The sequence below is a fragment of the Comamonas aquatilis genome, assembly GCF_965139575.1.
In the GTDB taxonomy this organism is placed as follows: domain Bacteria; phylum Pseudomonadota; class Gammaproteobacteria; order Burkholderiales; family Burkholderiaceae_C; genus Comamonas; species Comamonas aquatilis.
The window spans coordinates 65,131-89,117 of sequence record NZ_CBCSIW010000017.1 but is presented as its reverse complement, the minus strand read 5'-3'; the positions used below and the strand labels follow the sequence as shown (position 1 = coordinate 89,117).

24 protein-coding genes and 1 pseudogene are annotated in these 23,987 nt (G+C 60.6%); 14 read left to right on the top strand and 11 right to left on the bottom strand.

Annotation, left to right across the window (positions count from 1 at the left end):
* On the bottom strand, positions 1–828 hold the full coding sequence (locus ACNAZA_RS17300; protein ID WP_415797773.1) for a substrate-binding domain-containing protein: 828 nt from the start codon (positions 826–828) through the stop codon (positions 1–3).
* 165 nt (positions 829–993) lie between these two features.
* Here ACNAZA_RS17300 and ACNAZA_RS17295 point away from each other — a divergent pair, with 165 nt between their 5' ends.
* The 4 genes from ACNAZA_RS17295 (at position 994) to ACNAZA_RS17280 (ending at position 4,418) form a co-directional block, all read left to right on the top strand.
* Positions 994–1,914, top strand: coding sequence for a LysR family transcriptional regulator (locus ACNAZA_RS17295; protein WP_415797772.1), 921 nt, complete (start codon positions 994–996; stop codon positions 1,912–1,914).
* 27 nt (positions 1,915–1,941) lie between these two features.
* Entirely contained in the window at positions 1,942–2,658 is a 717-nt protein-coding gene (locus ACNAZA_RS17290) for a glutathione binding-like protein (protein WP_415797771.1), read from the top strand.
* A 134-nt stretch (positions 2,659–2,792) separates the two neighbouring features.
* Entirely contained in the window at positions 2,793–3,848 is a 1,056-nt protein-coding gene (locus ACNAZA_RS17285; RefSeq protein ID WP_415797770.1) for a pirin family protein, read from the top strand.
* Positions 3,849–3,932: 84 nt separating this feature from the next.
* Complete coding sequence (locus ACNAZA_RS17280; RefSeq protein WP_415797769.1) at positions 3,933–4,418, top strand: FKBP-type peptidyl-prolyl cis-trans isomerase; 486 nt, start codon at positions 3,933–3,935, stop codon at positions 4,416–4,418.
* 148 nt (positions 4,419–4,566) lie between these two features.
* Here the strand turns inward: ACNAZA_RS17280 and ACNAZA_RS17275 are convergent, their stop codons facing one another.
* Positions 4,567–5,484, bottom strand: a complete 918-nt coding sequence (locus ACNAZA_RS17275) for a phosphoribosylaminoimidazolesuccinocarboxamide synthase (RefSeq protein ID WP_415797768.1) — start codon at positions 5,482–5,484, stop codon at positions 4,567–4,569.
* A gap of 478 nt (positions 5,485–5,962) precedes the next feature.
* On the opposite strand from ACNAZA_RS17275, the gene hpf reads away from it, so the two are divergent.
* The 3 genes from hpf to hprK all read left to right on the top strand — a co-directional run bounded on the left by hpf (position 5,963) and on the right by hprK (position 7,954).
* Positions 5,963–6,325, top strand: coding sequence for a ribosome hibernation-promoting factor, HPF/YfiA family (hpf, locus tag ACNAZA_RS17270; RefSeq protein ID WP_120965124.1), 363 nt, complete (start codon positions 5,963–5,965; stop codon positions 6,323–6,325).
* A gap of 156 nt (positions 6,326–6,481) precedes the next feature.
* Positions 6,482–6,955, top strand: coding sequence for a PTS sugar transporter subunit IIA (locus ACNAZA_RS17265; protein WP_120965127.1), 474 nt, complete (start codon positions 6,482–6,484; stop codon positions 6,953–6,955).
* Positions 6,956–6,994: 39 nt separating this feature from the next.
* The gene (hprK, locus tag ACNAZA_RS17260; RefSeq protein ID WP_120965130.1) at positions 6,995–7,954 is read left to right on the top strand and encodes an HPr(Ser) kinase/phosphatase; all 960 of its coding nucleotides are present in this window, start codon (positions 6,995–6,997) and stop codon (positions 7,952–7,954) included.
* Here the strand turns inward: hprK and ACNAZA_RS17255 are convergent.
* The 3 genes from ACNAZA_RS17255 to fur form a co-directional block, all read right to left on the bottom strand.
* On the bottom strand, positions 7,951–9,171 hold the full coding sequence (locus ACNAZA_RS17255; protein ID WP_415797767.1) for a DUF1501 domain-containing protein: 1,221 nt from the start codon (positions 9,169–9,171) through the stop codon (positions 7,951–7,953). The genes hprK and ACNAZA_RS17255 overlap by 4 nt on opposite strands.
* A gap of 22 nt (positions 9,172–9,193) precedes the next feature.
* The gene (locus ACNAZA_RS17250; RefSeq protein ID WP_415797766.1) at positions 9,194–10,792 is read right to left on the bottom strand and encodes a DUF1800 domain-containing protein; all 1,599 of its coding nucleotides are present in this window, start codon (positions 10,790–10,792) and stop codon (positions 9,194–9,196) included.
* A 154-nt stretch (positions 10,793–10,946) separates the two neighbouring features.
* Complete coding sequence (gene fur / locus ACNAZA_RS17245; protein ID WP_415797765.1) at positions 10,947–11,372, bottom strand: ferric iron uptake transcriptional regulator; 426 nt, start codon at positions 11,370–11,372, stop codon at positions 10,947–10,949.
* A 150-nt stretch (positions 11,373–11,522) separates the two neighbouring features.
* On the opposite strand from fur, the gene ACNAZA_RS17240 reads away from it, so the two are divergent.
* The 5 genes from ACNAZA_RS17240 to ACNAZA_RS17220 all read left to right on the top strand — a co-directional run bounded on the left by ACNAZA_RS17240 (position 11,523) and on the right by ACNAZA_RS17220 (position 14,964).
* A complete protein-coding gene (locus ACNAZA_RS17240; protein WP_415797764.1) occupies positions 11,523–12,074 on the top strand; it encodes an outer membrane protein assembly factor BamE in 552 nt (183 codons plus the stop codon).
* Positions 12,075–12,190: 116 nt separating this feature from the next.
* Positions 12,191–13,027 carry a 4-hydroxy-tetrahydrodipicolinate reductase gene (gene dapB / locus ACNAZA_RS17235; protein WP_415797763.1) on the top strand — a complete coding sequence of 279 codons (837 nt, stop codon included), beginning with the start codon at positions 12,191–12,193 and terminating at the stop codon, positions 13,025–13,027.
* Between the two features lie 57 nt (positions 13,028–13,084).
* Positions 13,085–13,759, top strand: coding sequence for a MotA/TolQ/ExbB proton channel family protein (locus ACNAZA_RS17230; RefSeq protein WP_415797762.1), 675 nt, complete (start codon positions 13,085–13,087; stop codon positions 13,757–13,759).
* A gap of 12 nt (positions 13,760–13,771) precedes the next feature.
* A complete protein-coding gene (locus tag ACNAZA_RS17225; RefSeq protein ID WP_415797761.1) occupies positions 13,772–14,230 on the top strand; it encodes an ExbD/TolR family protein in 459 nt (152 codons plus the stop codon).
* 356 nt (positions 14,231–14,586) lie between these two features.
* Positions 14,587–14,964 carry an HPF/RaiA family ribosome-associated protein gene (locus ACNAZA_RS17220; protein ID WP_415797760.1) on the top strand — a complete coding sequence of 126 codons (378 nt, stop codon included), beginning with the start codon at positions 14,587–14,589 and terminating at the stop codon, positions 14,962–14,964.
* 119 nt (positions 14,965–15,083) lie between these two features.
* On the opposite strand, the gene ACNAZA_RS17215 is transcribed toward ACNAZA_RS17220, so the two are convergent.
* On the bottom strand, positions 15,084–16,484 hold the full coding sequence (locus ACNAZA_RS17215) for an aspartate ammonia-lyase (protein WP_415797759.1): 1,401 nt from the start codon (positions 16,482–16,484) through the stop codon (positions 15,084–15,086).
* Between the two features lie 300 nt (positions 16,485–16,784).
* On the bottom strand, positions 16,785–17,720 hold the full coding sequence (locus ACNAZA_RS17210; protein ID WP_415797758.1) for a pirin family protein: 936 nt from the start codon (positions 17,718–17,720) through the stop codon (positions 16,785–16,787).
* Between the two features lie 230 nt (positions 17,721–17,950).
* Here ACNAZA_RS17210 and ACNAZA_RS17205 point away from each other — a divergent pair, with 230 nt between their 5' ends.
* The gene (locus tag ACNAZA_RS17205) at positions 17,951–18,232 is read left to right on the top strand and encodes a hypothetical protein (protein ID WP_415797757.1); all 282 of its coding nucleotides are present in this window, start codon (positions 17,951–17,953) and stop codon (positions 18,230–18,232) included.
* 61 nt (positions 18,233–18,293) lie between these two features.
* Here ACNAZA_RS17205 and ACNAZA_RS17200 read toward each other — a convergent pair.
* From ACNAZA_RS17200 to tkt, 4 genes and pseudogenes are all read right to left on the bottom strand, one after another.
* Positions 18,294–18,684, bottom strand: a pseudogene (locus tag ACNAZA_RS17200) (OsmC family protein).
* A gap of 291 nt (positions 18,685–18,975) precedes the next feature.
* Complete coding sequence (locus ACNAZA_RS17195) at positions 18,976–19,407, bottom strand: hypothetical protein (RefSeq protein ID WP_415797756.1); 432 nt, start codon at positions 19,405–19,407, stop codon at positions 18,976–18,978.
* 292 nt (positions 19,408–19,699) lie between these two features.
* Complete coding sequence (gap, locus tag ACNAZA_RS17190; protein WP_120965167.1) at positions 19,700–20,701, bottom strand: type I glyceraldehyde-3-phosphate dehydrogenase; 1,002 nt, start codon at positions 20,699–20,701, stop codon at positions 19,700–19,702.
* 149 nt (positions 20,702–20,850) lie between these two features.
* Positions 20,851–22,908 (bottom strand): transketolase, encoded by a 2,058-nt coding sequence (gene tkt, locus ACNAZA_RS17185; RefSeq protein ID WP_415797755.1) that lies wholly within the window; start codon positions 22,906–22,908, stop codon positions 20,851–20,853.
* Positions 22,909–23,077: 169 nt separating this feature from the next.
* On the opposite strand from tkt, the gene ACNAZA_RS17180 reads away from it, so the two are divergent.
* Positions 23,078–23,857, top strand: coding sequence for a nucleotidyltransferase family protein (locus ACNAZA_RS17180; RefSeq protein ID WP_415797754.1), 780 nt, complete (start codon positions 23,078–23,080; stop codon positions 23,855–23,857).
* Positions 23,858–23,987: the final 130 nt, after the last annotated feature.

Below are 23,987 nucleotides of genomic sequence, written 5' to 3'. Positions count from 1 at the left end.
TCAGAGGGGCTTGGCAACAGGCTCCAGCCCCGTGTCGCGGATCGCCTTGTACGCCGCCGGCGAGGTGTAGAACTTCAGCAACTGCTCCAGTCCCTGGGGATTGGTGGAGGTGCTGGCCGTTCCGGCCGAGAACAGCGTGTAATGCTGCACCGAATGCGGCAGCGTGCCCGCGTAGCTGATGCCTTCGATAGGCAGCAGCTCGCTGACCTGCTGCAAACCGATCTCCGCCTCGCCCCGCGCCACGATGGTGCCGACGCGCTCGGTGACAATCTTTTTGCTCTTGGGCATGACCTGGTCGTGAATGCCCAGCTTCTTGAGCATCTGCGTCTCGTAATACGTGCCGCTGGCGCTGGCTGAATAGGCAATGCTCTTGGCGTTCAGCAAGACCTGGCGCAGCTTGTCCTCGGTGCTGATATCGGGCAAGGGCGCACCTTTTTTCACGGCCACGCCTATGGCCGAGCGCACCAGATCGATTTGCGTGCCCGGCTTGACCAGGCCCTTGGCCGCCAGATCGTCGAGTGCAGCACGCGCCAGAATCACCACATCGGCTTTTTCCCCCTGGCTCAGGCGATTGGGAATGGAAGTGGGCGAGGAGCCCATGGAAGAACCGTAAGCCGACTCCACCACCACCCCCGTCTTTGCCGTGAACTGCGGCGCCAGCAGCTTGTGGGCGGCGGTAAAGCCACCCGAAGTCATCAACCGCACCGGCTCCTTGTTGGCGGAGGTGCTGGCCGGAGTACTGGGCGGCTGCTGTGCGCAACCGGCGGCCAGAGCCACGGCGGTAATCAACAGGCTGCGGCGTACGGTAAGAAGCGGGAAGGAAGTCATCTTTGTCTCTCGAATACGGGCTTTTGGTCAGAATGCCTTGAAGCCCTTGTTGAATCTGCGCATGTCACTATGCTTGTAATAGCAAGCGGCGAATGCTGATTGTCAGAAGCCGCAGCTCCTGCGTCCAATACTGTTTGCCTCTCGACTTGATACGAAATTCGTCCTATGGATTTGCGCCGACTCACCTGCTTTCTGGCCGTGGCCGAAGAGCTGAACTTCAGCCGGGCCGCCCAGCGCCTGCACATGAGCCAGCCGCCGCTGAGCCAGCAGATTCGCCTGCTGGAGCAGGAAATGGGCGCCCAGCTGTTCGAGCGCTCGCGCCGCACCGTATCGCTGACGCCTGCCGGTCTGCTGCTGCAGGACAAGGCCCGGCAGATCGTGGAATTGCACCAGCAGGCCGGCGAGCTGTGCCGCATGGCGGCCTCCGGTCTGGCCGGGCGTCTGCGCATTGCCTTCACGGCCTCGGTGCCGCTGTTTGAAGCCTTCTCGCGCATGCTGGGAGACTTTCGCCAGCGCTACCCCCAGGTGGAACTGGATTTGCAGCATATGACCACGGGCGAGCAGATTGCCGCCCTCACCAGCGGCCAGATCGACATCGGCTTTATGCGGCCCTCGCCCGCGTTTCGCATCCCCGTGCCCATACGCGAGCACACGCTGTGGCGCGACGAACTCATGCTGGCCCTACCCCGGTCTCACCCGCAGGCCGGTGCGCCAGCGCCGCTGCCGCTGAGCCAGTTCGCCGATCAGACCTTTGTGCTGCACCCGGCCGTGCTGGGCGGCGGCCTGCACGAGCACATTCTGGCCCTGTGCAGCGAGGCAGGCTTTGTGCCCCGCATCGCCCAGCCGGCTCGCGAGACCTCCACCATGCTGGCCCTGGTGGCCGCCGGCCTGGGCTTGTCCGTCGTGCCCAGCATCTATGCCTGCATCTGCCCGCCCGGCGTGGTGTTCAAGCCGCTGGCAGATGCCTCGCGCCATTCGCGCATTGCGCTGGTGAGCATGCAGTCCAGCCAGACCAGTGCATCCGCCTGCGTGCCGCTGTTCTGGCAAAGCGTGACCAGCCGAGAAGCCGCACAAACGCTAGGATGAGCGTCTGCCCGGTTTTCAAGGACTCTCATGACACAGCAACTCAATGACTTTTCCGTTACCCGCAAATGGCCTGCCCAGCACCCGGAACGCATACAGCTGTATTCCCTGCCCACGCCCAATGGCGTGAAGGTGTCGATTGCGCTGGAAGAAATGCAGCTGCCCTATGAGGCACATCTGGTCAGCTTTGAGACCAATGACCAGCTGAGCACCGAGTTTGTGGGCACTTTTCCCAACAACAAGATTCCCGCCATCATCGACCCCAACGGCCCCGGTGCGCAGCCGCTGGCCTTGTTTGAATCCGGCGCCATTCTGGTCTATCTGGCCGAAAAAACCGGATCCCCACTGCTGCCCGCAGATCCCGCAGCCCGTTATGAAACCCTGCAGTGGCTGATGTTCCAGATGGGCGGCGTGGGCCCCATGTTTGGCCAGGTCGGCTTTTTCCACAAATTCGCCGGCAAGGCCTTCGAAGACAAACGCCCGCGCGACCGCTATGTGAACGAATCGCGGCGTCTTCTGGGCGTGCTGGAAACCCGCCTCACCGGTCGCCAATGGGTGATGGGTGATGCTTTCACCATTGCCGATATCGCCATCTGGCCCTGGGTACGCAACATGGTGGTGGAAACCGGCTACAACGCCTCCGAGCTGCTGGGCTGGCATGAGTTTCCCCAGCTGCAGCGTGTGCTCCAGGCCTTCGAAGCCAGGCCCAGCGTGCAAAAAGGCCTGAAGGTGCCGCCGCGCGGCTGAGCGTCGCCGGGGACCGTGGTTGTTGCAAAAGCGGCAACTACTGTCCCAGTCATGGTGTCTTTCAAAGCGGGCTGCAGGCCTTATCTTCTGCAGACCCGGCTTTGCGCATGGCCAAGCCCATCAGGAGATTCACCATGACCACCACCCACAGCCCCATTCTGGAAAGCGCCCCGCTGGGCCCACGCTGGCCCTGCCTGGACCCTTTCCTGTTCTGCGCCCACCACGATGACAGCTACCCCGCCAGCAACGGCCAGATGGGCGTGAAGGTGGCGGAGTTCGAAGGCCGCGAAATGGGCAGCGACTTCAGCGCCAAGAACGGCTTTTCCATGTACCACGGCGAACCCGTGCCCGGCTTTCCCGGTCACCCCCACCGTGGCTTCGAGACCGTGACCCTGGTGCGCAAGGGCCGTATCGATCATGCCGATTCGCTGGGAGCTGCCGCCCGCTTTGGCGGCGGCGATGTGCAGTGGCTGACCGCAGGCAAAGGCATTCAGCACTCGGAAATGTTTCCACTGCTCCACAGCGAGCAACCCAACCCGCTGGAGCTGTTCCAGATCTGGCTGAATCTGCCGGCCAAAAGCAAGATGGTGGAGCCGCACTTCACCATGTTCTGGAACGAGAGCATTCCACGTCTCGTGCATGCCGACGCCAACGGAAAACAAACCACGCTCACCGTGATTGCCGGAGAGCTGCCGGGTGCCGACAAACCGCTGGCCGCACCGCCAGAATCATGGGCCTCGCAGGCAGACAGCGATCTGGCCATCTGGACGCTGGAACTGGCGTCCGGTGCCAGCTGGACCCTGCCCAAGGCCCAAGGCGCCGAGACCCATCGCATGCTCTATTTCTTTGTGGGCCAGAGCCTGAGCCTGGGCGGCGAGGCCGTGACCCAGCATCTGGCCATGCACATTGACGCCCACCGCGATCTGGAGCTGGTGAACACGGGCAGCGATACCGTGGAGCTGCTGCTGCTGCAGGGCAGGCCGATTGGCGAGCCCGTGGCGCAATACGGGCCCTTCGTGATGAACACCCAGCAGGAGATCATGCAAGCCATGCAGGACTACCGCCGCACCCAGTTTGGCGGCTGGCCCTGGAGGGACCATGATCCCGTGCACGGTACGGAGAATCGCCGCTTTGCCCGCTACCCCGGCGCCGAGCAGGAGGATTTGCCGCCCGCACCCGTCTCGGCCTGATCGCTGAGACAATATCCGCTTCAACGCCACGACTTGCGCTTTGCAAACCGGTCGTGGCGGTTTTGTTTTGATCCAAGACTCGCCATGAACATCACCAAAGACACCGCCGTCACCATCAACTACAAGATTCACGAGCTACTCAAGGGCGACATCGCCATCAAGCTGCTGGACAAGGGCGATGTGGCCTACCTGCACGGTGGCTACGACAACCTCTTCGCCAAGGTCGAAGCCGCTCTGGACGGCAAACAAAAAGGCGATACCGTCACCGTGGATCTGGCGGTGGAAGACGCTTTTGGCGAGCGCGACGAGAGCCTGAAGCGCAGCATTCCCAAGGCCGAATTTCCCGCCGGCGTGAAGGTGGGCGGCCAGTTGCGCGGCACCAACGACCAGGGCCTGCCCCAGATCTACAACGTGGTGAAGATCAAGGGCCAGGAAGTGCTGCTGGACGGCAACCACCCCCTGTCTGGCATGGCACTGCGCTTTAACTGCGTGGTCAACGAAGTGCGCGAGGCCACGCCCGAGGAAATCGAACACCGCCACGTGCACGGCGGCCACGGCCACCACCATTGATCTCTGCGCCAGCCAGGGCGCGGCCCAAGAAGGCAATGCTTTGAGTGTTTTAGCCTCTAGGCCATGCCCTATATGCGCAAGCAGCTATCAAAATAAAACGGCACCCGGACGCAAATCCGAGTGCCGTTTTCATTCAAGGCTTGGCAGCTTAGCCCATCAGGCGTTCCAGCGCTTCGCGGTACTTGGCGGCGGTCTTTTCGATCACTTCCTTGGGCAGACGGGGAGCGGGAGCTTTCTTGTCCCAGGCCTTGCCGTTGACCTGTGCCTGCTCCAGCCAGTCACGCACAAACTGCTTGTCGTAGCTGGGGGGATTTTCGCCCTTGGCCAGCGCGTCGGCATAGCCTTCCACGGGCCAGTAGCGCGAGCTGTCGGGGGTCAGCACTTCGTCCATCAGCACCAGTTCGCCGTCTTCGGTCAGGCCGAATTCGAACTTGGTGTCGGCAATGATCATGCCCTTTTGCAAGGCGATCTCTGCAGCTTCCTGATAGATGCGGATGGCCGTGTCGCGGATCTGGGCCGCCAGCTTCTCGCCCACCATTTCCACGGTGCGCTCGTAAGTGATGTTTTCGTCGTGGTCACCCATTTCGGCCTTGGCGGCGGGGGTGTAGATAGGCGCAGGCAGCTTGGCCGCATTGGTCAGGCCGGCGGGCAGAGGCACGCCGCAGACGGCTTGCCCAGCCTTGTATTCCTGCCAGCCGCTGCCGGCCAGATAGCCGCGCACCACTGCTTCAATCAGCACGGGCTTCAAGCGCTTGACCAGCATGGAGCGGCCTTGCACCTGCTTGACTTCTTCGGGCTTGACCACGGACTCTGGCGATTCGCCGGTCAGATGGTTGGGGCAGATATGACCGAGCTTGTCGAACCAGAACAGCGCCATCTGCGTCAGCAGCACGCCCTTGCCGGGGATGGGCTCGCCCATGATCACGTCAAAGGCCGACAGGCGGTCGGATGCCACCATCAGAATGCGGTCATCGCCCACGGCGTAGTTATCGCGGACCTTGCCACGTGCAAGCAGGGGCAGCGAGGCAATGTTGGAAGTGTGCAGGGCAGAAGGCTGGGTGGTCATGGTCAGGATGTGAGGCTATCTGGCGTGTGGAGGCGATGGATTGACCAAATCAATTGGCAGTCCATTGCCCAGCATGTATTCAGCAAGTCGGTCGGCAGGCGCCTGAGGCCCCAAGGGCTGCCAGCGTCGCAGGCCCGAGAGGCGGCTGCGTAAAAACGCGATTTTACTGGCCCTGAGCAGTACCGTGACGGACACGGATTTCATTGCGCGCCCATTGCCCGTCGTTGTGTCGGCCCGGCGACTAAAAACTGCCCAAAGCCAGCCATTGTGCGCCCATTCCAGCCCCCCGCCAAATAGGCAGCCAAGCCCCCGCGTGAGCCTGCGCTATCCCGGCTTTTCGTTGCCTTGCCTTGGCACCTGGGGGCATAGTGGACCTGCAAGCAAAGACGAATGCGCATTCCGAACTGCACACTTGGAGAGTCCGGCACATGACCGGAGCTGAGAGCTGTTTTCAACGAGAGCAAAGGAGTGTTTTGTTATGAATCTGACAATTAGCGGGCATCACCTGGAGGTCACTCCCTCGCTTCGCACCTATGTCATGTCCAAGCTGGAACGCATTCTTCGCCACTTTGATCAGGTCGTCGATGTCAAAGTACTGCTGACCGTACAGAAGCAAAAGGAAAAGGAAAAGCGCCAGCGCGCGGGCTGCACCATTCGCGTCAAGGGCCAGGATCTGTTTGTGGAGACCCATCACTTTGATCTCTACGCGGCAGTGGATGCCCTGGCCGACAAACTGGATCGCCTCGTTGTGCGTTATAAAACGCGCCAGCACGATAGCCGTTACGGCGGCGCCAAGCGTCTGTCGGACGTTGATTTGCAACTCGCTGGAGTGTCAGTTTGATGACAGCGTGGCGCAAACCCCGTGTTTGCGCCCTTTCGAGCAGAGGCTGTGGCCTCTGCGCAACGTTCAAAGTGCCGCCCCAAGGGGCGGTTTTTGATGGCGGTCAGGGTTTCCCCACGGTTTTCAGCGCTGAGGTGCATAATTGTTGATCAAACCATGAACCGCCTAGCCTCTATTCTTCCCGCCGCTCAAGTGCTCGTGAGCGTTGATGTCACCAGCAAGAAACGCGCTTTCGAGGAAGCGGGTTTGCTCTTTGAGAGCTTGCATGCTCTGTCTCGCGCCCTGATTACCGACAGCCTGTTTGCGCGCGAGCGCCTGGGCTCCACCGGTCTTGGGCACGGCGTTGCCATTCCCCACGGCCGCATCAAGGGCCTCACGGCCCCCATGGCAGCCTTGTTTCAGCTGGCCAGTCCGATTGGCTTTGACGCACCCGATGAGCAGCCGGTCAGCCTGCTGATCTTTCTCCTCGTGCCCGAAGCCGCTACTCAGAAACACCTGGAAATCCTCTCGGAGATTGCCGAGCTGCTGAGCGACAGCCAGCTGCGCGAACGCCTCAAGTCATGTGTGGATGCTCAGCAGCTGCACGGCATGATTGCAGGCTGGCAGCCTTCGGCGGCACAGCCGGTCTGACCCCAGCCGTCCCCTTTTTCTTACTTTCAGGGCCTTGCGATGAGACCCAGCGCCATCAATGCCGACGTGTTGTTCGAGGCATTTCGCAACTCCAGCCTGCGTTGGCAGTGGATCGCAGGGTTAGGTGCTTCCGAGCGCCGCTTTGACGAAATGGCGGTGCGCTCGGCCCGCTCGGGGGCCGATCTAGTCGGCTACCTCAACTACATCCACCCCTACCGTCTGCAGGTGCTAGGCGAGCGCGAGATCGCGTATCTAACCAATGCCACCTCGCAGGACTGCCTGCGCCGTATCGCCCGTATCGTGACGCTGGAACCCCCGGTGCTAGTGCTGGCCGATGGCCAGGAGGCGCCGGACGAGCTGATCTCCATGTGCGAGCGCTCTCACATTCCGCTGTTCTCCACCAAGGAGCAGTCGGCCTTTGTGATCGACGTGCTGCGCGCCTATCTCTCCAAGCACTTTGCCGATCGCATCACCATGCACGGCGTGTTCATGGACATTCTGGGCATGGGCGTGCTGATCACCGGCGAATCGGGCCTGGGCAAAAGCGAACTGGGGCTGGAGCTGGTCACCCGCGGCAACGGCTTGGTGGCCGACGATGCCGTGGACCTGTACCGCATCAATCAGACGACGATTGAGGGCAAATGCCCCGATCTGCTGCAAAACCTGCTGGAAGTGCGCGGAATCGGCTTGCTGGATGTACGGGCCATTTTTGGCGAGACTGCTGTGCGCCGCAAGATGCGCCTCAAGCTCATCGTACATCTGGTGCGCAGAGAGACCATGGAGCGCGAATACGAACGCCTGCCGGCCGAGCCGCTGACCCAGGACGTGCTGGGCGTGCCCGTGCGCAAGGTGGTGATTCAGGTGGTAGCAGGCCGAAATATCGCCGTGCTGGTGGAAGCCGCCGTGCGCAATACCATCTTGCAGCTGCGCGGTATTGATACCTATCAGGAGTTCGTGAATCGCCACCGCCGTGCCATGGAAAGCGGCGAGTCGTTCTAGACCAGATGCAGCTTCCCGGTCGACGATGCCGGAAAGATCTGCTGTACCTGCTGAGAACTCAGTCCATACATGCGGTAAAACAAACCGCCCAGCACGGAACGGTATTCATTGAGCACGGGGTAGTCGCGGTTCTGAAACAGCGCTTTTTCATTGACCTCGATCTGCTCGCCTACGATCTTGCCCCCTGCCTGGGCAGATAACCCGCCACCGAGAAACCAGTACGCCGTGCCATGGCCGTGGTCGGTGCCCTTGTTGCCATTTTCGCGAAAAGTACGGCCGAACTCGCTGATGACGGCCACCACCGTGTGGCGCCAAGTCTCCTCACCTATGGCCTCGGCGAAAGTGGCCAGGCCATTGCTCAAGTCGCTCAGCCGGTTGGCCAAATTGCCGCTGACTCCGCCCTGATTGACGTGGGTATCCCAACCACCCACATCGACAAAGCCCAGATCAAACTGCTCGCGCATCAGATGCGCCATGCGCTGCGCGACCAGTCCAAAGCCTTTGGCACTGATGGCCTCACGTCCGGCCTTGTCCATTTCCTCCTGCACGCTGCGCTGCACGGCGGTCTGAACGCTGAAGCCCTCCCGCACGGCTGCATCCAGCGCCGTGCCCTGGTACATGGAGGCGATGATCCGGCCGCGGTCGCCATCCACCGCAGCCTTGCGTACCGAGGCCAGCGCCATATTCGCCACCTGGGCATTGCCGCGCATGCACAGCGGCAGCTGCGCAGTGAAAGCCATGGGTGCAACGCGGCTCAGACTCCGGCTGTCTTGCTGCAACACCTGGGCCAGCCGATTCATGAAGCCGCTCTGAAAGCTCTTGCTGCCTTCCAACGGCTGGCCCAGCTCGATGGAGTCCTGGGTCTCAAAGTGGCTGCGCGAGAGGTCGTTGCTCCCCGCAAACGGTACAAAGCACAGCTGTCCTTGCTCATACAAAGGGAGCATGCTGGTCTGCAGAGCTGGGTGCAGAGCCCAATTCGCCCCCAGGGGCAGAGCTCCATTGGCTTCACCGGGCCGGGCAATGGCAATGTTGGGTCTGGCTTGATAGTAAAAGTCGCTGTGCGTGGGCACCAGCAGGCTGTTGCAGTCATAGGCACCACGTAAAAACACCAGCAAAAAGCGGGGCGAGCTGTTCTGCAAAGGGGCGGCCAGACCTCTGCCCAACTGGCAAGCCAGTGGCAGCGTTGCGCTCAGGCATAAAAATTGACGTCTTTGCATCAAAAGACTCCTTGGCACCGCCTCAGCGGAACATCATTTCGGGGGCCGACAGGAAATAGGTGTTCCAGTCCGCTGGATTTTTGGCCTGTGCCAGTGCCGTCCGCGTAGCTGCACCCAGGGACTGCAGACGGGCTTGCACGCTGGCTTTCTGCGCAAGGTCGGGGTATGGCGGCTTTTCCAGCGGATCCTGCGCGCCACGGCGAAACAGCAAGGCGCCGCGCGTCCCGATCTGCCGCGCCACATCAAAACGGCTGCTCATCTGGCCGGAGCTAGACCAGTCCGACAGGGCTTGCGGATAGCCGTCCGGCATTTCATGACCATAAAGCGGCTGACCGAGCTGGTTCAGCCAGTTCTGCACAGGGCTCACATCGCTGGCCACGCGCGGGTCGTAGGCCAGACGTGTGGCGCCCAGCACATAGTGCGCCGGATCCTTGAAACGCTGGCCGAAATGCTGCGCCTCGGGAGCTGTCAGCAAACTGGCCAGGGTGGCCGCAATATCGCCGCGACTGCGCTCGAAGGTCTGTGCCACGCGCTCCACCACAGCCGGGTCCGGCTTGTCACCGAGAAAGTACACCGAGAGCTTTCGCGCTATGAAATGTGCAGTCGCTGGCGCAGCCACAATGCGGTCCAAGGCCTCATTGACTTGCGCCATGCCGCGCTGCTCCAGAGGCTTGCCCAGCAAAACCTGAGGGGTGTAGTCGTGACGATTGGGGTTGAACTCGAAGAAACCCTGCCGCACATAGTCGGCCTGTCGCTCGGGGCGCAGCTTGGGTGGCGGCGCATCCGCTTCACGCGTAGTGAAGCCTACACCGGTCAGCACATGGGCCATGGCTTGCACATCGGCCTGGGTATAACCGCTGCCCACGCCCATGGTGTGCAACTCCAGCAGTTCACGCGCATAGTTCTCATTGATATGACCGGCGGCATTGCTGGCATTGTCCAGATACTGCAGCATGGCCGGGTGGCGCATGCTGGCTGCCAGCAGATCGCGGAAACTGCCAAGCGCATGTGGGCGAATGGCCTGCTCCTCGTAGTCGCCTACCCACAGGCGCACATCTCCTTTGCGCGTGCTGACGTTGAAATGATTCATCCAGAACCAGGTCATCTGCTCCTGCAACTGGTGTGGTGAATAGAGCGCGCGCCATATCTGGCGCTTTTGTGCTTCCGAGCCAAGCAGATTGAGCTGGCGCTGCAAGTCTTGCCTGAGTCTGGCGGCCTCATCGCTGTCCTGGGTGCTGCGGATGAAACGGCGCTGCTCGGCAATCTCCCGCTGGATCTGCTCCATGGACTTCTGACTGATGCTCAGGGCATCGATGCGCTGCTGCACTTCAGCGGACATGGGACTGGCAGACGGCGTCAGCTGCCCCATCAGCCATCGCTTCAAACCCTGCTGCTGCAACTGGGACGATTCGTGATCCGTAGCTCCCCAGGTGACTCTATCCAGCCATTGCTGGCGTTGCATGGTACTCGTCTTGTCCGGTAAACGGCTGCTGCTCATCACTTCGAGAGTTTGAGGACTGAGCCGGCCGTGTGACGGCGACCACAGCGGCGCGCAAGCCGCCAGTGCGGCCACAGCGAGACAGGCAAGACTTCTGGCGAAAAAAATGTGCAGCTGCGGCATTGACCGGCCTCCTCAAGCCCCATGAATGACCGCTGCGTAGGCAGTCATGCAGCATGTTGGCTTGATATCCGGGCAGCCGGTGTAGGGAAATGTTTTCTCAACGTAAAAGGGGCAAGACATTTACATGCCTTGCCCCTTGCAAAAGAGAACCGCTTTACTTGGTGGCGCGAACCGCGCACTCTGCGCATTGGCCATACAAAGCCATGGCGTGATCCTGGATCACCCAGCCCTTGCCCTTGGCGATCAGGTTCTGGCGCTTCTCGATTTCTGCGTCGTAGAACTCTTCCACCTTTCCGCAGCTGGTGCAGACAAAGTGGTCGTGGTGCTGACCTTCGTTGAGTTCATAGATCGCTTTACCGCTTTCAAACGTGCTGCGATTCAGAATGCCGGCCTGCTCGAACTGGGTGAGCACGCGGTAGACCGTGGCCAGGCCAATGTCCGAGCGCTCGTCGAGCAGCACGCGGAAGACATCTTCTGCGGTCATGTGGCGCTGGGCACCGGTCTGGAAGATCTCCAGAATCTTCAGGCGTGGCAAGGTGGCCTTGAGGCCGGTATTTTTGAGTTCTTCGATGTTCTTCATGTCAGGATCTCTCGGTGGTCTGTCAACGCGCCAGAAGGGGCAGACAAGGGACAACAAAAAATGGCCCTGGCACCGGGGTCGTTGGAATCATCAGGTGCTCTCGGGACCAGCCGCTACAATGATTCGGATCATATCCCTATGCCATTACCCATGCATGTTCAAGCCCGTAGCCGCGCAGGTCTGCTCCTGACGTTGGCAATCACAGCGGCACTGGCCGGCTGCAACAGCCTCGACGGCGCCGCGCACCGTGTCGCCAATGCCATAACGCCCTACAAAATAGATGTGGTGCAAGGCAATTTCGTCTCCAAGGAGCAGGTCCAGGCGCTGCAGCCCGGCATGAGCCGGCAGCAGATCCGCGACATCCTGGGTACGCCGCTGATGACCAGCATCTTCCACGCGGATCGCTGGGAATATGTTTTCACCATCAAGCGCCCCGATGTGGACCCGCAGGTGCGCAAGCTTACCGTGTTCTTTGATGGCGACCGCTTTGTGCGCGCCGAAGGCGATGAAATGCCATCGGAAGCCGAGTTCGTGGCCAGCCTCAAAGGCATGAAGGGCACGCCCAAGGTGCCGCAACTTGAAGCCACCGAAGCCCAGCTGGCCAAGTTCCCGACCCGCAAGTCGCCAGCGGATGCCGCCGATGCAGACGCCAACCTGCCGCCAGCCGCCAGCAGCTATCCGCCACTGGAGTCGCGCTACTAAGCACGGCTGAGCAGCACCCGGCACGCCACCTCGTCCGGACAGCAACGCCGTTCGGCACATCCAGATTTTTCATTCATCCGGCCCCGGCCGGAGACCGACGACAGACCGTAAGCGCCATGACCGCATCCACCGCCAATTCTTACTCCGCCCGCCAGCGCGTTGCCGTGGCAGGCGCCTCGGGCCGCATGGGCCGCATGCTGATCGAAGCCATTCTGAACAGCCAGGACTGCGAACTGGCCGCTGCGCTGGATATGGCAGAAAGCCCCGCCATCGGCACCGATCCTTGCGCTTTTCTGGGCCGTCCCAGCGGACTGCAGATCGAAAGCGATCTGCGCTCGGCCCTCTCCAAGGCCGACTGCCTGATCGACTTCACCCGCCCCGAAGGCACGCTGGAACACCTGGCTGTGGCCGCCGAACTGGGCGTCAAAGTCGTCATCGGCACCACGGGCTTCAGTGATGAGCAAAAAGCCCAGCTCGCCGCCTTTGCCCAAAAGACCGCCATCGTGTTCTCGCCCAATATGAGCGTGGGCGTGAACGTGACCTTCAAGCTGCTGGAAATGGCTGCCAAGGCGCTGCAAAACAGCGGCTACGACATCGAAATCGTGGAAGCCCATCACAAGCACAAGGTGGATGCACCTTCGGGCACAGCGCTGAAGATGGGTGAAGTGATCGCCGAAGCCCAGGGCACGAATCTGGCCGACCGCGCCGTGTACGAGCGCTACGGCCATACCGGCGAGCGTGTGGAAAACAGCATCGGCTTTGCCACCGTGCGGGGCGGCGACATTGTTGGCGACCACACCGTGCTGTTTGCCGGCACCGGCGATCGCATCGAGATCGCACACAAGTCCAGCAGCCGCGCTGGCTATGCCGCAGGCAGCCTGCGTGCCGTTGGCTATCTGGCCGACAAGAAGGCCGGTCAGTACGATATGTACGACGTGCTGAACCTGCGTTGATGCAGTGAATCGAAGGGGCCGCGAGGGCCCCTTTTTTGTTTGCGGAGAGATAGCGCTATGTCTGCAGGACTTTGGCAATGGCTGGCCCAGGGCGACTCCGTCACCCGTGGCACGGCGGCGGTAATGCTGATCATGTCGGTGCTCAGCTGGGTCGTCATCCTCTACAAGCTCTGGTTCATGACAGTTGCCCGCCGCTGCATCCCCCAGGCCATGGATGCTTTCTGGCAGATGCCAGATATCGTCCAGGCCCAGGCCGGAGTCAAAGCGCTGGACAGGCAAGCTCTGGTGCTGCCCATGGTCAACGCTTTGTCGGCTGAGACTGCCCAACCCCAGACGGCATCCGCATCGCGCCCGCTGGCCGAGCGCGCCGATGCCGGCCTGCGGTTAATGCGCGGCTTGCGCGCGGCCCTGGGCTCGGCCTCGCGCCAGTTGCAGTGGGGACAGACCTTGCTGGCGACCATAGGCGCGACGGCTCCGTTTGTAGGCCTGCTGGGTACGGTCTGGGGCATTCACCATGCGCTGGCCGTGCTGGCAGGCACCGGCCAGGTCGGGATCGAGCAGCTGGCAGGCCCCGTGGGCGAGGCGCTGGTGATGACTGCCGCAGGCCTGGCCGTGGCCCTGCCCGCCGTACTGGCCTACAACCTCATGGGCCGCTCGGCCAGCACGCTGGAGGCTTTGCTGGAGGGTTTTGCCCACGACCTCCAGGCGCAATTCGGGGCAGGCGCTTCATAAACAGGAGCAGGCATGGCATTTGGACGCATGAGCAGCCGCCAGGGCAGCGAGCCACCCATCAACGCCATCAATGTCACGCCACTGGTGGATGTGATGCTGGTGCTGGTGGTGATCTTCATTCTTGCAGCCCCTATGCTGGCCGCAAGCTTGCGCGTGCAACTACCCAAGGCCAATGCGGCCACACCGCAATCCAATGTGGCCCGCAGCGATGCACTGATGCTGGAAGTCAACCCGCAAGGCGAGATATGGATACAGGGTGCAGTCGCGGCCGATGCGGCAGTCCAGCAGCGACTCAAGTCCCTGGGCCAGCGCAACCCGCAGACTGAAATCCAGCTGCGCGCCGACACCAGCGTGCCTTATGGACGGGTGGTTCAGATCATGGGCTGGGCCCATGCTGCGGGTCTGACGCACATAGGCTTTGTGACCGAGGCGGGCACCGGCTTAGCGCAGCCCCAGGTTTCACATCCCTGACGACCCGTAAGAGTGGCGAGCAGCTGAAACCGGTCCCGCCCCGCATTTCGCGACCACGGCAATCCGCGTAGTTTTTGCTCCAGACCAATGAAAACTCAATAGCCATCCATGATTGCCGCTATCTTTTTCATTAACCCCTGACCAACGATATCGACCGGAGCACAATGCATAAAGTACCTTGTTTCACAGTGGTGTAACAAAACCCGATGGGCAGAAGCAGACTCTGGCGTTACGATGTTTTCGCCAGCTTTTGAGAAGCGCCACCAAGCCACGACCCGGCCTGATGGCGCCGCCCAAGCGGCCCCAACAGCTTTTCGCCGCAGAAGCTGCGGCATTTGGTGACTAGGAGGATTTGCATGCAAGTACAGGTTCATGCCGACGATTCCATCCAGGGTGGAGATTCTTTGGCTCAATGGGCTCAGGAGGAGATCAACGCCAAGATGGCCCGCCTGAAAGAGTATGTAGTGCGCGTAGAGGTTTTCCTCACCGGCGTTGACGCCCTCAAGACCACGGGCGGCCCAGGCAAGCGCTGCGTGCTTGAAACCCGGGCTACAGGCCGCCCTCCCATTGCCGTGAACGCAGAAGCGGAAAAGGTCAAAGATGCTTTTAGCGCCGCCATTGAAAAGCTGCGCCGTGCCGTAGAAACCGATCTGGGAAAGGTCAAGGACAAAAATCTGCGTGAAAGCGTGCGTGGTGTGGATGACCCCAGTGCCGAGAATGCAGCAGTAGCGTGACCTTGGGTATTTTTTGGCTGCAAGCCCTTTGAATTCAAGCGCTTGCAGCTATAAAAATCATATCAAATAAAAGGGCATGTTCATTGCGAACATGCCCTTTTGCATGGGTACTCAGGCCGTCAGGCCGCAGTCAACGCACCCGCCTGTGTCAGCTTGTCTGCGACCAGCAACTTTTTCATCTCGGCCTCGCTCATGATGCCCAGCTCCTCAGCCACCAGAGCGATACGCTTGCCGTTGGCAATCGCGGTCTTGGCGATCTGGGCCGCTTTCTCGTAACCGATCAACGGGTTCAGCGCCGTCACCAGCGTCACCGATTCGGCGATGCGCTCATCCAGCAGGCCCTGGTTCGCCACAATGCCTTCTACACAGTTCACCTGCAGTGTCTTGCAGGCGCTGCACAGATGGGTCAGGCTTTTGTGCAGCGCCCAGGCCATCAGCGGTTCAAAAGCGTTGAGCTGCAACTGCCCTGCTTCGACGGCCATGGTGATGGCTGCGTCGTTGCCTATCACCTCAAAGCAGACCTGATTCATCACCTCGGGAATCACGGGGTTGACCTTACCCGGCATGATGGACGAGCCGGCTTGGCGAGCCGGCAGCTTGATGTCGCCAACGCCAGCCTGCGGACCGGAGGACAGCAAACGCAAGTCATTGCTGATCTTGGAGAGTTTGACCGCCACACGCTTCAAGATGCCGGAAATATCGGCAAAAGCACCGGTATCGCCAGTGGCTGCGATCAGATTGCCTGCCTTGGTGACAGGCACGCCGGAGATTTCGGCCAGCGCTTTCACCACGGCATCCGTATATCCCACAGGCGCATTGATGCCGGTACCAATGGCGGTGCCGCCCATGTTCACTTCGGTCATCAGATAGGCGGATTCGCGCAGACGCTTTTCATCGTCGGCGATCATGGCGGCAAAGGCGGCGAATTCCTGACCCAAAGTCATAGGCACGGCGTCTTGTAATTGTGTGCGGCCGATCTTGAGAATATGGGCGAATTCGCTGGCTTTGGCTTCAAAAGCAGCACGCAAGGAGGCCAGGGCGATCAACAGCTTCTGAATGCCAGCATAGGTGGCGAGCTTGACGGCCGTGGGATATGCGTCGTTGGTGCTTTGCGAGGCGTTGACGTGATCATTGGGATGAATCACGTCATAGCTGCCTTTGGGCAATCCCAGGTGCTCAAGGGCACGATTGGCGATCACCTCATTGGCGTTCATGTTCGTGGAGGTGCCTGCGCCGCCCTGGATCACATCGACCACAAACTGCTCGTGCAGCTTGCCGGCAATCAGATCATCACAGGCTTGGGAGATGGCGGTGGCTTGTTTGAGATTGATGGCGGCAAACTGCAGATTGGCCAGTGCCGCAGCCTTTTTGACAAAGGCAAAAGCGCGAATCAACTCGGGCATTTGGGCAACCGAGTGACCGGTGATGGGGAAGTTCTCCACTGCGCGTGCGGAATGAACGCCCCAGTAAGCGTCGGGAGGGATGGTTTTGATGCCGATGAAGTCGTGTTCTTGACGCATGGATCTGCTTTCTTGGTTCCAGAGTTGACGATGGCCACGCACGCCGGCAGCAGACGTGGCGACGCCCCGGACGAAAGCGGTGTTGGCGTTCTCGTGCCCGGGGCGTTGGCTGGATTATGAAAGCAAGATATGCATCAACTCAAACGTTTCATGCATAACGTTCAATAACGACTCGAGATTGGCTTCGATCGCTTTCAAAATTCATTAAAACCAATCAAACACTCCGCAACAGCTTTTAATTCGAGCAATGATTTTTTCATTTCGCACCAATTTGGTGCGAAATGAAAGCGAATATCGGGCTTATTTCGACGCTCGCAAGCTCATGCCTTCCAGCGAAGGAGCGTGCAAACACTTCAATGCGGAGGTCACTGGCTGGCCAAAACGGCGTGGCTTGCCATCGACTATCTCCGCCTTGGTCGCAACTTCGGCCTCCCATTGTTCGCGGGCTTGCTGCATTTCTTCGGTCGTACGACCGACAAAGTTCCACCACAGCAAGATGGCTTCGTCCATGGGCTCGCCGCCAATGACGATCAAACGGCTGCCGGGCGTGCACTCCAGCGCTACCGAGTTGCGGCCCTTGGGCAGATAGATCAGCTCTTCCTCGGGCAGACGCTGGCCTTCCACCATGACTTGGCCCGAGAGGCTCATGACGGCATGCTCAAAATCCGGGCGCAGTGGCAAGTCGGCGCGGGCATTCTGCGCCCCAGCCGCAGCGACCAGATCCACGCCCATCAGCGGGGTATGAACCTCGGCCGGAGCCGTCAGGCCCAGCGCTTCGCCGGCCAGCACCGTGGCATCGAAGTCGCCCACCCGGGTCTTGGGCAGATCGGGGTAATGCTGAAAGCGCGGTGCGCAGTTGCGGTGGCTATCGGGCAGGGCAATCCAGAGCTGGGCAGCATGCACAGCCACGGTCTGGCTTTCTTCGGAATGTGCGATGCCGTGACCTGCCGTCATCAGATTGACTTGACCGGGGCGGATGATTTGCTCGCTGCCCAGGCTGTCGCGATGCAGCACCTCGCCTTCGATCATCCAGGTAAAAGTTTGCAAACCAATGTGAGGATGCGGCCCCACCTGCATACCGGGCGGCGGAGGCTGGGCAGGCCCGGCATGATCGAGAAAACACCAGGCCCCGACCTTGCGCAAGGCACGCTGGGGAATCGCCCGATGAATGGGAATGCCGCCCACATCGGCAATGCGAGTTGGCAGACGTTGTAAGGATGTGGCGGGTGTATTCATGGCATTTCCTGACGGCTAGGTATGGGGAGTGTCTGCGCAATCAATATTTCCAGCAAACAGACGGCAGAATGCAATTTCTGCCCTTTCAGGCCGTTACAACGTGCCTGTTGATTCAGCCATTTGGCTGACAGCCTCAAGTCTTGAGGCTGAATATGGTCAAAGGGTGTGGCAACGACCATTGCCAAGACATGCGCCTCAGCGCATCCCCCAATCTGCAGGAGGATTCAAAAATGAGTGAAGAAAACACCCAAGGCAATCAAATCTCGGCCGTCGAAGTCCAGCAGTATCCAGAACACTTTCAAGCCAAGATCATTGGCAAGGTGGAACATCGCAACGGCGACGGTCCTACGGAAACCATTCCTCTGGGCACTGAAATGAAGGTGGACACTGCCATTGCCAGCTATGTTCTTTCTTGGATCGACCCGGAGGATCAACAGCCCGAAACCGCTTATCTGGCCAAACGCGAGTTTGAGCTATATGTAGAAGTCGGCGCACTGGAAGTGACGATCTAAAACACCAGCAACCCCTGCCAAAGCCCTGCTCTGCAGGGCTTTGGCTTTTGTAGCGCCCGCCTTATGCCAGCTCGGTCGGGATATGAATTTCGCCTTCCAGCAGCTTGTGCACCGGGCAGGCATTGGCCACCTGCAGCAGTATCTGACGCTGCTCTTCATCCAGCTCACCTCGTAGCGTCACGCGGCGCTGGAGCAGATTACCCGCGGCAGGCTTGCCAGCGGGGTTGAGCTGCACATCCACCTCCACGCCGGTCAGCGGGGTCCGCATACATCTGCAACGTGACGGTGGTGCATGCCGCCAGAGCGGACAGCAGCAGCTGTATGGGATTGGGGGCCGAATCTGCGCCGCCATGCTCTTGCGGTTCATCCACGTACCAGGCATGGCCCTGCGGATCGGTGAGAGTGACTCGGTAAGAGGTGTCGGTGCTTTGTGCGTGTGCGCTATGAACCATGAATGCAATTCTCCAAAGACAAAAAGCCTGCCTACTTTAGGCCCACGGCCAGGGAGTGGATGTCGGCTGCAGTGCCTTGTATTCAATTTGATAGCTTTCAACGCTTTACCAGAGTAGATTTCACGGTGCTTTTAGCTTGAAACCACAAAAATCAAGCGATAGCAGCGATTACTCTGAAAGCTTGGCAGATGCCGCCGCCTCGCGCGCATGCTTGGCGGCCAGCACGCGCCGGCGCCAGAGAAACAAGGCCATGGCATAGCCCAGGGTATGGCCGGCCATCAGGCCAAACACCTACATGGTCAGCGGGCTGGCCACAAAGGCATGCAGGCCGGATTCCGCCTCTGGCAGCAACCAGACGACCTCCACCACCCGGTAGGCAATGCGCGCCAGAAACAGCAAAGACAACGCAATGCCCAGATGCGTGTGCGGCGTGTAGTACAGCCCTTGCGGCGTGGGTTCGAGCCGGGTTTGCAGCCATGCCCAGCGCGACAGCAGACTGCCCGCAACCAAGCCGCCGGCCAGTGCCACCAAGGCATGCCACTGGCCCCAGACGGCCCAGACAATGAGGCTCAGCAGCAGGGTGTAAATGCCCATGCTCACCCACGGCCGGTAGCGGCTGGTGCGTTGGCGCCCCACCAGCCTCTTGTAACGCGAGTGCAGCCGCCAAGCCAGCAGGGGTAGCAGCACGATCAAAGTTGCGGCGGAGGAGGGATGAACAGCCATACGTGGCTCGGCAAGTGCGGAGGAAGACCCCAGTTTCATTGCTTAGGCGCATGGCTGCAAGCGCTGAACTGGCGCCTTGACTTTTGCCACATCTGTAAGCTTTGATTTAACTACTATTTTTGTAGCACAGACTGCTTACTCAATAAACACTGAGTGCCTATTCATAGGGTAGATTTCTGCAACCATGCGCAGCACAAGAAAAAAGCCAGCAAGGCGTCCCCTGCTGGCTTTTTTTTATAGCTACAGGCGCTTGTCAAGCAAGCGCCAAAGCCGTGTTTGCGAGTAATCGAGATTACTTGGCAGCGGCCACGCGCACCATTTCCAGGCACTTGTTGGAGTAGCCCCATTCGTTGTCGTACCAGGAGACGACCTTCACGAAAGTCTTGTCCAGGGCGATACCGGCTTCGGCATCGAACACGGAAGTGCAGGTTTCGCCACGGAAGTCGGTGGCAACCACCTTGTCTTCGGTGTAGCCCAGCACGCCCTTCAGAGCGCCTTGGGACTGGGCCTTCATTTCGGCACAGATTTCTTCGTAAGTGGCTTCGCTGTTCAGTTCCACGGTCAGGTCGACCACGGACACGTCAGACGTAGGCACGCGGAAGGACATGCCGGTCAGCTTCTTGTTCAGCTCGGGAATCACCACGCCCACGGCCTTGGCTGCGCCAGTGCTGGAAGGAATGATGTTTTCCAGAATGCCGCGGCCGCCGCGCCAGTCCTTGTTGGAAGGACCGTCCACGGTCTTTTGCGTGGCAGTCGCAGCGTGCACAGTGGTCATCAGGCCGCGCTTGATGCCCCACTTGTCGTTCAGCACCTTGGCCACGGGAGCCAGGCAGTTGGTCGTGCACGAAGCGTTGGAGATGATGGCTTCGCCCTTGTAAGTTTCGTGGTTCACGCCGAACACGAACATGGGGGTGTCGTCCTTGGAAGGAGCCGACAGAATCACCTTCTTGGCGCCAGCATCGATGTGCTTCTGGGCGGTTTCCTTGGTCAGGAACAGGCCGGTGGATTCGATCACGATGTCGGCGCCGACTTCATTCCACTTCAGAGCAGCAGGGTCGCGCTCTTGGGTCAGGCGGATCTTCTTGCCGTTGACGACCAGGGTGTTGCCTTCAACCGAAACTTCGCCGTCAAAACGGCCGTGCACGCTGTCGTACTTCAGCATGTAAGCCAGGTAGTCGGGCTCGAGCAAGTCGTTGATACCGACGATTTCGATGTCCGAGAAGTTTTGCACTGCAGAGCGCAGCACGTTGCGGCCGATGCGGCCAAAACCGTTGATGCCTACCTTGATCGTCATAGTTGCCTCGTAGATGGTTGGATAGTGAAAAAAACAAAAACCGGGGCGATTGTGCCCGGACTGGCTGGCTGGCCGCCTCGTCCGGATGGCTCAAAGCGCGCATGGAGCCGCACTTTTGCCGTAAAAAAGGGGCACGAGGCCCCTTTTGCTTACTTGCCAGCGTTCTGCAGAGCGACCTGCACGGTGTCGGCAACATTCTCGGCGGTGAAGCCGAAGTGCTTGAACAGCACGGGAGCAGGAGCCGATTCGCCGTAGGAGTCGATACCGACCACGGCAGCGCAGCCGTACTTCCACCAGAAGTCGGTCACGCCCATTTCCACGGCCACGCGGGGCAGACCTGCGGGCAGCACGGCCTTCTTGTACTTCACGTCCTGCTTGTCGAAGGTCGTGGTGCTGGGCATGGAGACCACGCGCACGGCGATCTTGCGCTCGGCCAGCAGCTTCTGGGCAGCGATGGCCAGTTGCACTTCAGAGCCGGTGGCGATGATGACGGCCTGGGCCTTCTTCTTGAAGCCGATGTCCTTGGGCTCGCTCAGCACGTAGGCGCCGCAGGCGATGTTGTCCAGCGCGTCTTCGCTCTTGGCTGCGTAGGCCAGGTTCTGGCGGCTCAGCAGCATGGCGGTGGGCTTGTTCTTCTGGCTCAGAGCCACGGTCCAGGCCACGGCGGTTTCCGTGGTGTCGGCGGGGCGCCACACGTCCAGACCGGGGATCAGGCGCAGCGAAGCCGCGTGCTCGATGGACTGGTGGGTAGGACCGTCTTCACCCAGACCGATGGAGTCGTGCGTGAACACATGGATCACGCGTTGCTTCATCAGCGCGGCCATGCGAATGGCGTTGCGGCTGTAGTCGGAGAAGGTCAGGAAGGTGCCGCCGTAAGGGATGTAGCCGCCGTGCAGCGCCACACCGTTCATGATGGCGGCCATGCCGAACTCGCGCACACCGTAGTTGATGTGGCGGCCGATCTGGCCTTCTTCGGTCTTGACCACGGCACCCTTGTCATCCACGCGGAAAGCGGGAGTGGACTTGGTGTTGGTCAGGTTGGAGCCGGTCAGGTCGGCAGAGCCGCCCAGTAGTTCGGGCAAAGCGGCCGTCAGGCCTTCCAGGGCCAGCTGGCTGGCCTTGCGGCTGGCCACGGTGGCGCCGGCGTCATGGGCATCGGAAGCGATCTTGGCGGCAGTTTCCAGGAAGTTGGCAGGCAGATCACCGGCCATGCGGCGGGTGAAGTTGGCAGCCAGTTCGGGGAAGGCCTTGGCGTAAGCGGCGAACTTCTCGTTCCAGGCAGCTTCCGTCTTGGCACCCTGGTCCTTGGCATCCCAGTCGGCGTACACGTCGGCAGGGATTTCAAAGGGAGCGGCGGTCCAGCCCAGCGCAGCGCGGGTCAAAGCGATTTCTTCGGCACCCAGAGGTTCGCCGTGGGCCTTGGCCGTGTCGGCACGGTTGGGCGAGCCCTTGCCGATGCTGGTCTTGCAGCAGATCAGCGTGGGCTTGTCGGCGCTTTGCTTGGCGGCGGCGATGGCAGCGTCTACGGCGTCCACGTTGTGGCCGTCCACGCCCTTGATCACGTTCCAGCCGTAGGCTTCAAAACGGGCAGGCGTGTTGTCGCCAAACCAGGGAGCGACCTTGCCGTCGATGGAGATGCCATTGTCGTCCCACAGGGCGATCAGCTTGTTGAGCTTCCAGGCGCCAGCCAGAGCGGCGGCTTCGTGGCTGATGCCTTCCATCAGGCAACCGTCGCCCAGGAACACGAAGGTGTGGTGATCCACGATGTCGTGCTGAACCTTGCCTTCGGTCTTGTTGAACTCGGCAGCCAGCAGCTTTTCAGCCAGGGCAAAGCCCACGGCATTGGTGATGCCTTGGCCCAGGGGGCCGGTGGTGGTTTCCACGCCGGGGGTCACGCCCACTTCGGGGTGACCGGCGGTCTTGCTGTGCAGCTGGCGGAAGTTCTTCAGCTCTTCGATGGGCAGGTTGTAGCCCGAGAGGTGCAGCAGACCATAAATCAGCATGGAGCCGTGGCCGTTCGACAGAATGAATCGGTCACGGTTAGCCCAGTGCGGGTTCATGGGGTTGTGCTGGAGGTGGCGGCTCCACAGCGCAACAGCCATGTCGGCCATGCCCATGGGGGCGCCGGGGTGGCCGGAATTGGCTTGTTGAACGGCATCCATTGCGAGTGCACGGATTGCATTCGCCATTTGTTGAGTGTTGGCCATCAGGGCGCTCCATCAAGGAGGGTGTAATTCGGGTAAGCCCGCCATTTTAAAGGAGGCCGGATTTTCTTAGGCAGTCTGCGGGTCAATGCACTACAGTTCCGCCCAAGAACTGCACTGTTTTGCCGGCTTTTCGGCACTCGGTGCGCACCGAAAAAACTGCTGTCTGCGCATGACTACCGCTCCCTCCCTGCCCCACGCTTCGCCCTTTGTTCAGCCTCCTGCCATGCTGCTGGCCGCAGGCCGTGGCGAGCGCATGCGGCCGCTGACCGACGTCACGCCCAAGCCCTTGCTGACCGTGCAAGGCCTGCCCTTGCTGCAACACCATATGCAGGCGCTGGCGCAAGCCGACGTGCCGCGCGCCGTCATCAACACCGGCTGGCTGGGCGAGCAGATTCCCGCCTATTTCTCCAATGCTTTTGCCTTCAGCCCCAAAGCGCAAGAGCGTAAGCAGCTCTCACTTTCATACTCCGCCGAGCCCGCACAGGCGTTTGAGACCGCCGGCGGCATCAGCCGCGCGCTGCCCCAGCTGGCCGATGTGTTCTGGCTGGCCGCAGGCGATGTCTATGCACCGGACTTTGACTTTCCCGCAGCGGCCGCCCAAGCCTTTGCGCAAAGCAGCCAGCTGGCCCATCTGTGGCTGGTGCCCAACCCGGCCCACAATCCGCGCGGCGACTTCGGCCTGAGCGAGACTGGCCTGGCTCTGGATTTGCCCGAGGGTGATAGCCGGACGCGCTACACCTACAGCACGATTGCGCTGCTCAAAGCCGAGCTGTTTGCCCAGCCCTGGTTTGAGCTGCCTCCAGGCAACCCCCAAGGCCTGCGCGCCCCCCTGGCCCCGCTGCTGCGCCTGGCAATGCGCGAAGGCCGCGTGGGCGCATCGCTGTACAGCGGACGCTGGACCGACGTGGGCACGCCCGAGCGGCTGGAACTGCTCAACCGTCCCGGTTAAAAAACCGCTATAGCTCCATTTAACATTGCGTGCGATGCTATATAAACAATAGCAATCTGCCATCAACGGGACAAGGACCGCCGATGATTGGCATGACAATGCATCTGCTATTCTTGGCCGTCATTTTGAA

What these genes read in the sequence shown, in the direction of transcription:
- ACNAZA_RS17300 (WP_415797773.1), bottom strand. Translation starts at nt 828, where the DNA reads ATGACTTCCTTCCCGCTTCTTACCGTACGCCGCAGCCTGTTGATTACC.
- ACNAZA_RS17295 (WP_415797772.1), top strand. Translation starts at nt 994, where the DNA reads ATGGATTTGCGCCGACTCACCTGCTTTCTGGCCGTGGCCGAAGAGCTG.
- ACNAZA_RS17290 (WP_415797771.1), top strand. Translation starts at nt 1,942, where the DNA reads ATGACACAGCAACTCAATGACTTTTCCGTTACCCGCAAATGGCCTGCC.
- ACNAZA_RS17285 (WP_415797770.1), top strand. Translation starts at nt 2,793, where the DNA reads ATGACCACCACCCACAGCCCCATTCTGGAAAGCGCCCCGCTGGGCCCA.
- ACNAZA_RS17280 (WP_415797769.1), top strand. Translation starts at nt 3,933, where the DNA reads ATGAACATCACCAAAGACACCGCCGTCACCATCAACTACAAGATTCAC.
- ACNAZA_RS17275 (WP_415797768.1), bottom strand. Translation starts at nt 5,484, where the DNA reads ATGACCACCCAGCCTTCTGCCCTGCACACTTCCAACATTGCCTCGCTG.
- hpf (WP_120965124.1), top strand. Translation starts at nt 5,963, where the DNA reads ATGAATCTGACAATTAGCGGGCATCACCTGGAGGTCACTCCCTCGCTT.
- ACNAZA_RS17265 (WP_120965127.1), top strand. Translation starts at nt 6,482, where the DNA reads ATGAACCGCCTAGCCTCTATTCTTCCCGCCGCTCAAGTGCTCGTGAGC.
- hprK (WP_120965130.1), top strand. Translation starts at nt 6,995, where the DNA reads ATGAGACCCAGCGCCATCAATGCCGACGTGTTGTTCGAGGCATTTCGC.
- ACNAZA_RS17255 (WP_415797767.1), bottom strand. Translation starts at nt 9,171, where the DNA reads ATGCAAAGACGTCAATTTTTATGCCTGAGCGCAACGCTGCCACTGGCT.
- ACNAZA_RS17250 (WP_415797766.1), bottom strand. Translation starts at nt 10,792, where the DNA reads ATGCCGCAGCTGCACATTTTTTTCGCCAGAAGTCTTGCCTGTCTCGCT.
- fur (WP_415797765.1), bottom strand. Translation starts at nt 11,372, where the DNA reads ATGAAGAACATCGAAGAACTCAAAAATACCGGCCTCAAGGCCACCTTG.
- ACNAZA_RS17240 (WP_415797764.1), top strand. Translation starts at nt 11,523, where the DNA reads ATGCATGTTCAAGCCCGTAGCCGCGCAGGTCTGCTCCTGACGTTGGCA.
- dapB (WP_415797763.1), top strand. Translation starts at nt 12,191, where the DNA reads ATGACCGCATCCACCGCCAATTCTTACTCCGCCCGCCAGCGCGTTGCC.
- ACNAZA_RS17230 (WP_415797762.1), top strand. Translation starts at nt 13,085, where the DNA reads ATGTCTGCAGGACTTTGGCAATGGCTGGCCCAGGGCGACTCCGTCACC.
- ACNAZA_RS17225 (WP_415797761.1), top strand. Translation starts at nt 13,772, where the DNA reads ATGGCATTTGGACGCATGAGCAGCCGCCAGGGCAGCGAGCCACCCATC.
- ACNAZA_RS17220 (WP_415797760.1), top strand. Translation starts at nt 14,587, where the DNA reads ATGCAAGTACAGGTTCATGCCGACGATTCCATCCAGGGTGGAGATTCT.
- ACNAZA_RS17215 (WP_415797759.1), bottom strand. Translation starts at nt 16,484, where the DNA reads ATGCGTCAAGAACACGACTTCATCGGCATCAAAACCATCCCTCCCGAC.
- ACNAZA_RS17210 (WP_415797758.1), bottom strand. Translation starts at nt 17,720, where the DNA reads ATGAATACACCCGCCACATCCTTACAACGTCTGCCAACTCGCATTGCC.
- ACNAZA_RS17205 (WP_415797757.1), top strand. Translation starts at nt 17,951, where the DNA reads ATGAGTGAAGAAAACACCCAAGGCAATCAAATCTCGGCCGTCGAAGTC.
- ACNAZA_RS17195 (WP_415797756.1), bottom strand. Translation starts at nt 19,407, where the DNA reads ATGGCTGTTCATCCCTCCTCCGCCGCAACTTTGATCGTGCTGCTACCC.
- gap (WP_120965167.1), bottom strand. Translation starts at nt 20,701, where the DNA reads ATGACGATCAAGGTAGGCATCAACGGTTTTGGCCGCATCGGCCGCAAC.
- tkt (WP_415797755.1), bottom strand. Translation starts at nt 22,908, where the DNA reads ATGGCCAACACTCAACAAATGGCGAATGCAATCCGTGCACTCGCAATG.
- ACNAZA_RS17180 (WP_415797754.1), top strand. Translation starts at nt 23,078, where the DNA reads ATGACTACCGCTCCCTCCCTGCCCCACGCTTCGCCCTTTGTTCAGCCT.